This window comes from Hydrogenimonas sp. (assembly GCF_029933015.1).
GTDB lineage: Bacteria > Campylobacterota > Campylobacteria > Campylobacterales > Hydrogenimonadaceae > Hydrogenimonas.
Genome location: NZ_JAOZOZ010000069.1, coordinates 1 through 8,367, shown reverse-complemented (window position 1 = coordinate 8,367; position 8,367 = coordinate 1). Strand labels below are relative to the sequence as shown.

Sequence of the window (8,367 nt, the reverse complement as noted above, 5' to 3'; positions counted from 1 at the left end):
ACAGATGATATTTTACTTAAATATTGGTAAAAATGCGCTTTGTATCTTCGGAAAGATCGGTTTTCGCCGAAAAATTTTGAGTCGTCACTCGATATCGACCGGTACGAAGAGCTGGGGGTTGTGGGAGAGTTTGAAGTAGAGTTTTTCCACATCGGTGCTGAAGTAGGAAAAAAGACGGTTCTGCAGGATCTTGTCGGTAAAGGGGATGACCTGCAGAAAGGGTTCTTCGTGGGCCAGCTGGCGGATCGGGTTTCTGTTCTCCTGGCGGATCTGGAGGCTCTTGGAGAATATGCTCGAGAGGTTTTCGTAGTGGTTGAGAATGAAGCGTTTCTTTTCGAAATCGCTGTCGGGTTCGTAATCGAGCAGCTCGATATCGACTCCCAGCTGGGAGGCGACGTCGAAAACCGTGGCGGAGATGATCTCCATGCTCTTGTCGTCAGAAAGGATGAGCACCAGTTTTTTCAGCTGCATCAGCGAAATATCGCTGAACTGCAGCACCGGTTTGCGCAGCCTGTAGAAGATCTCCCTGTATCCTCTGTCGCTGAAAATATCCCTGCCGCATATAATGAGGCCGATGTTGTATTCCTCCACATCTTCGGCGATCAGTTTTTCGGGGGGAGTGTTCCTGAAGTCGACGATACATTCGACACTCTCGGAATCGAGCTTTTTGATCGTCTCCAAAAGATCGGCATCGGTGGGGCTGGTGACCCTGACCACCAGTTTCCGCCCTTTGATCCTTTTGTGCAGATACTTCACCTGCTCCAGACAGTTGAGTATGCAGTCGCGATCCTCCCGGCTCATGTCCATGTAGATATAGAGATTTTCGCCGAAAGGTGCCGGAAACTGCCCCAGCTCCTGCTTGATCGCCCTGAAAACCGACTCCAGCACGGAGGGTTTGCCCACAAGCAGCAGCAGGTCGTTGGGCTTGATCATCAGCGAGGGTTTGGAGAGCAGCAGCTGGTTCCCCCGATAGAGCGCGACGATCCGCCACTGGTTCTGGATGATCGTGCCGATATGCCGATAGACGTAGGCGCTGCCGAAGGGGACCAGAACCTCCATGATCTCACCCTGGCCGAGCCCCACGTTCTGGGCGACGACCGGCACGTTGGGCAGAAAATCGTAGAGGCGGCTGGCGATCAGCTCGTTGGCGTTGATGTTGATGAGGTTCTGGTCGTTGAAGAGATTGTCTTTGCTGAACTCGATGTCCCAGCGGTTGAAAAAGGTGATGCGCGTGACGGGGTTGTCCCGTCGGATGTTCAGATAGGTCCCCTCCGCGTCGACACGGTTTTTCATGACGATGAAGATATCGTCGAAATCGCGTTTGAGTATTTTCGAAAGCTTGATGTAGCTGGTGGGGTCGAACTGGTAGGTGACGAAGTTGGAGGGGTGCTTTTCGGGAAGTATCGAACGGTCCAGCGTGATGATCGTATATTCGTTGGTGCTGATGAAGGTCTCGCTGATACGCTGCAGAAAATGTTTTGCTACAATTCCATCAGCAATGATCAAGATTTTTTTCATGACTTCCGCACCGCCTTTTATTACGCTCTGTTTTCGGCTTCAAAAAGGCAATTATAGCGAAACAGGAAAACCGATATGAAATTTTCCATCGACGCCGTCGACGGCAAAGCCCGCGCCTGCACACTCACCACGGCCCACAGCACCATTCGCACACCCATCTTCATGCCGGTCGGCACCAGTGCCGTCGTCAAGGCGCTCGATACCGACGATATGCGTGAGATTCTCGATACGCAGATCATCCTGGCCAACACCTACCACCTCTATCTGCGTCCCGGCGACGAAACGGTGGCAAAAATGGGAAAACTCCACGGTTTCACCGGATACGACCGCAGTTTCCTTACCGACAGCGGCGGTTTCCAGGCCTTCAGCCTCAGCGACATCAGCAGACCCGACGACGAAGGGATCCTCTTTCGCAGCCACATCGACGGCAGCAAGCACTACTTCACCCCATCCAAGGTCCTCGACATCCAGTACAACCTGGGCAGCGACATCATGATGATCCTCGACGATCTGGTCGCCCTGCCCGCCACGAAGGAGCGCATCGCCGTCTCCATCGACCGCACCACCCGATGGGCCAGGGAGTCGATCACCTACCACCGCTTCAAACAGGAGCACGGCACGGGCATCGATCAGAATATCTTCGCCATCATCCAGGGAGGCACCGATCCGGAGTTTCGAAAGATCTCCGCCGAAGCGCTCTGCGCCATGGATTTCGACGGCTTCGCCATCGGCGGGCTCAGTGTCGGCGAGGCGAACCAGGCGATGTACGACACGGTGGAGTTCACGACCCCTTTCATGCCCTCCGACAAGCCGCGCTATCTGATGGGTGTCGGCACACCGGAGGATCTGGTGGAAAACATCGAACGGGGCATCGACATGTTCGACTGCGTCATGCCCACGCGCAACGCACGAAACGGCACGCTCTTCACCTCCTTCGGCAAGGTCAACATCAAGGCGGCCCGCTACAAGGAAGACGCATCGCCGATCGATCCCGAGTGCGACTGCTATACCTGCCGCCGCTACACCCGGGCCTACCTCAACCATCTCTACCGCGCCAGGGAGCTCACCTATTTCAGGCTCGCCTCCCTCCACAATCTCCACTACTATCTCCGGCTGGTGGGCGAAGCGCGGGAAGCGATCCTGGCGGGACGCTACGGAGCGTTCAAACGCGACTTCTACAGCAAACGGGAAAAAAAGCCGATATAGATTTGTACTATAATGTCTGAAAAAAAGGCGGATCGACTATGAATCTGAGCAAAATGGAGATCATCGCCCTGATCGTCGTCATCTTCATAGGTCTTCATTTCTACAACAAACACAAAATGGAGAACGAAATATTCGAAGAGACGACGGAGACGGCCACATATTTCGGCGACAAACCTCCCGTCATCGTGGCCTTCGGCGACAGCCTGACCGCAGGGACCGGAGCGACGGAGGGGTTCAGCTATCCGGCGCAGCTTTCGCAGATGCTCGGCATCGACGTCATCAACGCGGGTGTCCCGGGAGAGACGACCGCAAACGCACTCCGTCGCCTCCCCTCGGTGCTGCAGCGCTACAAACCCGACATCGTCATTCTGGCCGTGGGGATGAACGATGTGTTGATGGGAAGAAAACGGGACAAAATCGAAGAGAATCTCGTCAAAATGGTGGAGCTCGTCAAAAAAGCGGGGGCCAAACCCGTCATCGTCGGCGTACCGGATATGGATCTGATCGAGCTGATGATATCCTCGGATATCGGTCTCTATGAGGATGTGGCGAAGAAGACGGGAGCGCTCTACATTCCCAACGTTTTCGGTCCCGTTTTGAAAAACGAAGATCTCAAAAACGATCACGTCCACCCCAACGACCGGGGTTACAAAGTGGTCGCACAAAAAATCTACAGCTATTTGAGGGAGATGTACTGATGATAAAACTGGGCGTCAATATCGACCATATCGCCGTGCTGCGCGAAGCTAGAAAAATCAACGATCCCGACCCGGTGGAGGCGCTGGGCATCGTCAAGAGGGCCGGAGCCGACCAGATCACGATCCACCTGAGGGAAGACCGGCGGCACATCCACGACGAAGATGCCAGACGCATCGTGGAACTCAGCCCTCTGCCGGTCAACATGGAGTGCTCCATCGACGAGGATATCGTCGACATCGTCTGCCGCCTCAAACCCCACCGCGCCACCCTCGTTCCGGAAAGACGTGAAGAGGTGACGACCGAAGGGGGGCTTGATATTTTCAAATATGAAGAAAGGACGCTGGCCGCCATCGAGAAGCTCCATGCCCATGAGATCGAGGTTTCGCTCTTTATCGATCCCGATCTGGAGATCATCTCCCGTTCCGACGCGCTCGGCGCGGACTGGGTAGAGCTGCATACGGGAAGTTACGCGAACATCTACGCGATGCTCCACTCCAACCTTCCCCACTCCCACCACTCCATCGAATCGCTGGAGCTGCCCAGGCATACGCTGCGAACCAAACTGGACGAGAGCGTCGAAACGCTCAAAGGCGCCGCCGACCACGCCGCTTCTCTCGGCCTCGAAGTGGCGGCGGGCCACGGCCTGAACTATCAGAACGTCCACGCCATCGTCGATATCGAAGCGATCGGGGAACTCAACATCGGCCAGAGCATCGTCGCCCGCAGTGTCTTCACAGGTCTGGAGGAGGCGGTCCGGGAGATGCTGAAACTCCTGCGACGATGAGCGAAAAACCTCTCGTCGCCGTCAGCATCGGCGATCTCAACGGGATCGGTATCGAGATCGCCCTTCAGGCTCACGACACCGTTACCTCTTTTTGCCGTCCCGTCTATTTCGTCGGCTACGACATGGCCGAACAGGCGGCAAAACGCCTCCATACCGCCCTACCCTCCGATTTTCGGCATATAGCGCCCGACGCGGCGCACTTCACCATCTCGCCAGGCAGCGTCGACGCCGCATCGGGACGCTACAGTTTCGCCTCGTTCGAAAAAGCGGTGGAGCATACCGAAAAAGGAGTCTGCAGCGCCGTCGTCACCCTGCCCATCCACAAGGAGGCCTGGATGAAAGCGGGCATCCCCTACAAAGGCCACACCGACGCCCTGCGGGACTTTTTCGGACGTGACGCCATCATGATGCTCGGATGCGAAGAGCTCTACGTCGCCCTCTTCACCGAACACATCCCCCTCAAAGAGGTTCCTGCTAAGATCGAAAAAGAGAGACTCCTATCCTTCCTTCTCGATTTTCAAAGAGAGACGGAGGCCGAAAAGATCGGCGTGCTGGGTCTCAATCCCCACGCCGGGGATCACGGCGTTCTGGGAGATGAGGAACGCATCATCGAAGAAGCTATCCAGAAAGCCAATAATCTACTCAACACTCAACACTCAGCACTCAACACTCCCTTTGTGGGTCCGCTGGTGCCGGACGTCGCTTTCACGCCGAAGATGCGCGAAAATTTACGATACTACGTGGCGATGTACCACGACCAGGGGCTCGCCCCCCTCAAGGCGCTCTACTTCGACGAGAGCATCAACGTCTCGCTCAATCTGCCCATCGTCCGCACATCCGTCGACCACGGCACCGCTTTCGATATCGCCTATCTGCCGGACCGCCCCGTCAATCTGAAAAGCTACATCGAGGCGGTCAAAGCGGCCATTTCCATGGCCCGAAGGCGCCTTCAGCGCTCGTAGATTCCCATCAGACCGGCTCCGTCGATCACGTGGCCGTCCATCTGGGAGAGCAGCTGATGTTTCGTCAGACCCGCGTCGATCTCCAGAGGGATGTCGAGCGCGTAGAGTTTGAACATGTACCGATGCGCTCCGTTGGGAGGACAGGGGCCGCCATATCCGATATTTCCGAAGCTGTTGACTCCCTGACGTATCCCTTCGGATAGATAGGGTTCGTTGGGGATCCCTTCCGGAAGCGAAGTCACATCGGCCGGAATGTTGTAGATGACCCAGTGGACGAATATCCCCATCGGCGCGTCGGGATCGTCCATGATGAGCGCCAGACTCTTCGTCCCCTCCGGTACATCGGCGAACTCCAGGGGAATCGACACGTCGGCACCGTCACACGTATATCGGGCGGGAATGAACCCTCCGTTTTCGAAAGCAGGACTCGAGAGAATCATGGCATCACCTCCTTTTCGGGTTTCAGGATACCGCACTCCTGGCGGCGGGGTTGGCCCTCAGGCGCTCTTCGGGAATCGGTTTTCCCGTCTCTTCGTCGATCCCGTATGTGCCGGTTTCGATCTTTTTCAGGGCGTCGTTGACATCCTTGAGCTGCTGAAGCAGGATGCGCAGCACCTCCTTGTCGCGATCGTTGTCGATCTTGAGTTCGGCCATATCTTCGATATCGTCGATCTCGTCCTCCGCCGAAATCGTCGCGAGCTCGTCGCTGATCGCTTCGATGTTCTTCAAAATCCTCTCTTTCTCTTCCAAAAGACGTTTCTTGAAAAATTCGAGATCCAGGTCGGCCATCGTACTCTCCTTCTGTGATTGGTTGGTCGTAGGTTTCGATAAATTATACCACTTTTAGCTTCATTGGGGTACGCTACGAAAAAGCTTGGAAGGAGTATGCATGTATCTCTTCACTTCAGAATCGGTTTCGGCGGGCCATCCCGACAAATGCGCCGACATCATCGCCGACACGATCGTCGACCGGCTGCTGGAACTCGATCCGAAGGCCAGGGTGGCCACGGAGGTTTTCATCAGCGGAAAACATATCGTCATCGGAGGAGAGGTACGCACGGACATCGACATAGGCGAAGGTTTCTACCGTCTCTGCGCCATCGACGCGCTGAGCGCCATCGGGTACCCGGAAATCGGGTTCGACGAAAGCCAGACCCTCTATCCCGACGCGACGGACATCCGCGTGCTCGTCTCGAAACAGTCTCCCGACATCAGTATCGGGGTCGACCGGGAGGGGGGCGAGATCGGTGCGGGGGATCAGGGGATGATGATCGGCTTCGCCACCGACGAAACCCCGACCCTGATGCCCGCGGCGCTGGAGTACGCCAGAAAGATCCGAGACGCGCTCTATGCCCATGCCCTCGAACATCCCGACCGTTTCGGTGTCGATATCAAAACCCAGGTGACGATCGACTACGGCACCAAAGAGAACTTCGACGCCAACCGTCCCCGGGCCATCCGCAAAATCGTCGCCGCCGTACCCCACGCGGCCCATCTGGATATCGAGGAAGCGCGCATTATCGTCAAGGGCGTCATCCTGGAGACTTTGGAAAACGACCCCCTCTTCGACGAGGAGACGTGCGAGTTTTTCATCGACGGAACGGGCCGCTACGTCAATCACAGCCCCCTGGCCGACAGCGGAACCACGGGCCGAAAGATCGTCGCGGATACCTACGGCGCCTACGCTCCCGTCGGCGGCGGGGCCCAAAGCTCCAAGGACTACACCAAAGTCGACCGATCGGGCCTCTACGCCGCAAGGTGGCTCGCCAGACACATCGTCGCCGCCGGTTTGGCGAAAAAGGCGATCGTGGAGCTGGCCTACGTCATCGGCCGCGCCAATCCCCTCAGCGTCACCGTCGATACGATGAGTACGGCGCTCACCCCCCTTAAAGATGAAGAGCTCTCCGAAAAGATCGCGGAGAGATTCCCCCTCACCCCGGCGTGGATCACGGAGAGATTCGGTCTCGACAGCCCCTCCGAAACCACGTTTCTCTACGCCGACATCGCGGCCAGAGGCCAGGTGGGGTATCCCGACTATCCGTGGGAGAAGCTCGACGAACTGGCATGGTTTGAAGGGTTGAAAAGGTAATGAGACCTATATCAGTGCAGCGCCTGGCCGCAGCCCTGTAGCCTCCTGCCGCCGAAAGTCACGGAGACTTTCGTCTCGTAGCTTTCATCGGCCATCGAATCGGCACAGGGCCCCGGTTGAAGTATCACTTGGAAAGGTATTTTCGAGCCTTTGGACTCGTAGCGCGTCACCCTCTTTTGGGCGTCGCTCTTGGGGGAAGCTTCGAAACGGTAATGGCGCCTGTCGTAGCCGAAATAGAAATCGAGCCGCTCGCCGGTGATCTCCAGAATCCACGGCGGTTCGTTCCCCACGGCGCGAAAATCGACACCCCGCAGTTTGGCATCTTCCCAGATCGCCCTTTTTCGGTCGTTTCGGCAGTTTTCGTGCGTTTCGCCTTTCAGAATCAGTGCGGCATCCCGCCCTCTGAAATCCAGAATCGCCCCGTCCCCCTCGTAGAGCGTCCCGCCTCTCGGCCCTTTTTCGATGAAAAGCAGCTGACCGCCGAAACCGGGTGCGAAGAGCCAGGTCCGGCCCTCTTCGAAACGGATGACGAAATCGAAGCCGTCGTCGCATCGGTAGGCATAGGTCTTCGGTTCGGCCTGAAGAAGGGAAAGAGAGAGTAGAAACAGAGTGAGAAAGCGCATCGGCTCTCCTTGGGTGGTGCGGAGGCGGCAGCCGCCTCCCGATGGATCAGTGCAGGAAGTGGCGCACGCCGGTGAAGTAGAGGGCGATGCCGTGTTCGTTCGCCGCCTCGATCACCTCGTCGTCGCGGATCGAGCCGCCGGGCTCGATGATCGCCGTCACACCCGCCGCGGCCGCCGCGTCGATGGAGTCTCTAAACGGGAAAAAAGCCTCGCTCGCCATCGCCGCGCCCGTCACGTCCAGACCCATCTCCTCGGCCTTTTTGAGCGCGCAGCGGGCCGCGTCGACCCGGCTGGTCATCCCCATGCCCACGGCCACCATGGCGCCGTTTTTGACGTAGACGACACAGTTGGATTTGGTGAGCGCCGCCACTTTCCAGGCGATCTCCAGGTCTTTCTTCTCCTGTTCACTCGCTTCACGCTCGGACTTGAGTTCGGCGTTTTTCACCTCCTCCTCTTTCACTTTGTCGGCATCCTGATAGACGAAAC

9 protein-coding genes and 1 pseudogene are annotated in these 8,367 nt (G+C 57.0%); 5 read left to right on the top strand and 5 right to left on the bottom strand.

All coding sequences use genetic code 11. The features are described 5' to 3' along the window. Positions 1–84 precede the first annotated feature (84 nt). The gene (locus Q1K23_RS06020; RefSeq protein WP_300363248.1) at positions 85–1,518 is read right to left on the bottom strand and encodes a TrkA C-terminal domain-containing protein; all 1,434 of its coding nucleotides are present in this window, start codon (positions 1,516–1,518) and stop codon (positions 85–87) included. 75 nt (positions 1,519–1,593) lie between these two features. On the opposite strand from Q1K23_RS06020, the gene tgt reads away from it, so the two are divergent. From tgt to pdxA, 4 genes are read left to right on the top strand one after another with little or no spacing between them, the layout of a single operon-like run. Continuing rightward, complete coding sequence (gene tgt / locus Q1K23_RS06015; protein WP_300363247.1) at positions 1,594–2,724, top strand: tRNA guanosine(34) transglycosylase Tgt; 1,131 nt, start codon at positions 1,594–1,596, stop codon at positions 2,722–2,724. A gap of 38 nt (positions 2,725–2,762) precedes the next feature. Beyond that, positions 2,763–3,422 (top strand): arylesterase, encoded by a 660-nt coding sequence (locus Q1K23_RS06010; protein ID WP_300363246.1) that lies wholly within the window; start codon positions 2,763–2,765, stop codon positions 3,420–3,422. Positions 3,423–3,424: 2 nt separating this feature from the next. After that, positions 3,425–4,207 carry a pyridoxine 5'-phosphate synthase gene (locus tag Q1K23_RS06005; RefSeq protein ID WP_300363249.1) on the top strand — a complete coding sequence of 261 codons (783 nt, stop codon included), beginning with the start codon at positions 3,425–3,427 and terminating at the stop codon, positions 4,205–4,207. Continuing rightward, a complete protein-coding gene (gene pdxA / locus Q1K23_RS06000; RefSeq protein WP_300363245.1) occupies positions 4,204–5,169 on the top strand; it encodes a 4-hydroxythreonine-4-phosphate dehydrogenase in 966 nt (321 codons plus the stop codon). The genes Q1K23_RS06005 and pdxA overlap by 4 nt, the downstream gene beginning before the upstream one ends. Here the strand turns inward: pdxA and Q1K23_RS05995 are convergent. Both Q1K23_RS05995 and Q1K23_RS05990 read right to left on the bottom strand, forming a co-directional pair. Beyond that, positions 5,157–5,609 (bottom strand): YbhB/YbcL family Raf kinase inhibitor-like protein, encoded by a 453-nt coding sequence (locus tag Q1K23_RS05995; RefSeq protein WP_300363244.1) that lies wholly within the window; start codon positions 5,607–5,609, stop codon positions 5,157–5,159. The genes pdxA and Q1K23_RS05995 overlap by 13 nt on opposite strands. A 22-nt stretch (positions 5,610–5,631) precedes the next feature. Continuing rightward, the gene (locus Q1K23_RS05990; RefSeq protein ID WP_300363243.1) at positions 5,632–5,958 is read right to left on the bottom strand and encodes a conjugal transfer protein TraR; all 327 of its coding nucleotides are present in this window, start codon (positions 5,956–5,958) and stop codon (positions 5,632–5,634) included. Between the two features lie 100 nt (positions 5,959–6,058). Between Q1K23_RS05990 and metK the strand changes: the two genes are divergently transcribed. Further along, complete coding sequence (metK, locus tag Q1K23_RS05985) at positions 6,059–7,258, top strand: methionine adenosyltransferase (protein WP_300363242.1); 1,200 nt, start codon at positions 6,059–6,061, stop codon at positions 7,256–7,258. Positions 7,259–7,269: 11 nt separating this feature from the next. On the opposite strand, the gene Q1K23_RS05980 is transcribed toward metK, so the two are convergent. Both Q1K23_RS05980 and Q1K23_RS05975 read right to left on the bottom strand, forming a co-directional pair. After that, positions 7,270–7,881 (bottom strand): hypothetical protein, encoded by a 612-nt coding sequence (locus Q1K23_RS05980; protein WP_300363241.1) that lies wholly within the window; start codon positions 7,879–7,881, stop codon positions 7,270–7,272. A gap of 46 nt (positions 7,882–7,927) precedes the next feature. After that, positions 7,928–8,367 (bottom strand): annotated as a pseudogene (locus Q1K23_RS05975) (bifunctional phosphoribosylaminoimidazolecarboxamide formyltransferase/IMP cyclohydrolase PurH); the annotation flags it as partial.

Bases quoted from the DNA above. Each gene is read 5' to 3' on its own strand.
- Q1K23_RS06020 (WP_300363248.1), bottom strand. From the start codon at position 1,518: ATGAAAAAAATCTTGATCATTGCTGATGGAATTGTAGCAAAACATTTT.
- tgt (WP_300363247.1), top strand. From the start codon at position 1,594: ATGAAATTTTCCATCGACGCCGTCGACGGCAAAGCCCGCGCCTGCACA.
- Q1K23_RS05990 (WP_300363243.1), bottom strand. From the start codon at position 5,958: ATGGCCGACCTGGATCTCGAATTTTTCAAGAAACGTCTTTTGGAAGAG.
- Q1K23_RS05995 (WP_300363244.1), bottom strand. From the start codon at position 5,609: ATGATTCTCTCGAGTCCTGCTTTCGAAAACGGAGGGTTCATTCCCGCC.
- pdxA (WP_300363245.1), top strand. From the start codon at position 4,204: ATGAGCGAAAAACCTCTCGTCGCCGTCAGCATCGGCGATCTCAACGGG.
- Q1K23_RS06010 (WP_300363246.1), top strand. From the start codon at position 2,763: ATGAATCTGAGCAAAATGGAGATCATCGCCCTGATCGTCGTCATCTTC.
- metK (WP_300363242.1), top strand. From the start codon at position 6,059: ATGTATCTCTTCACTTCAGAATCGGTTTCGGCGGGCCATCCCGACAAA.
- Q1K23_RS05980 (WP_300363241.1), bottom strand. From the start codon at position 7,881: ATGCGCTTTCTCACTCTGTTTCTACTCTCTCTTTCCCTTCTTCAGGCC.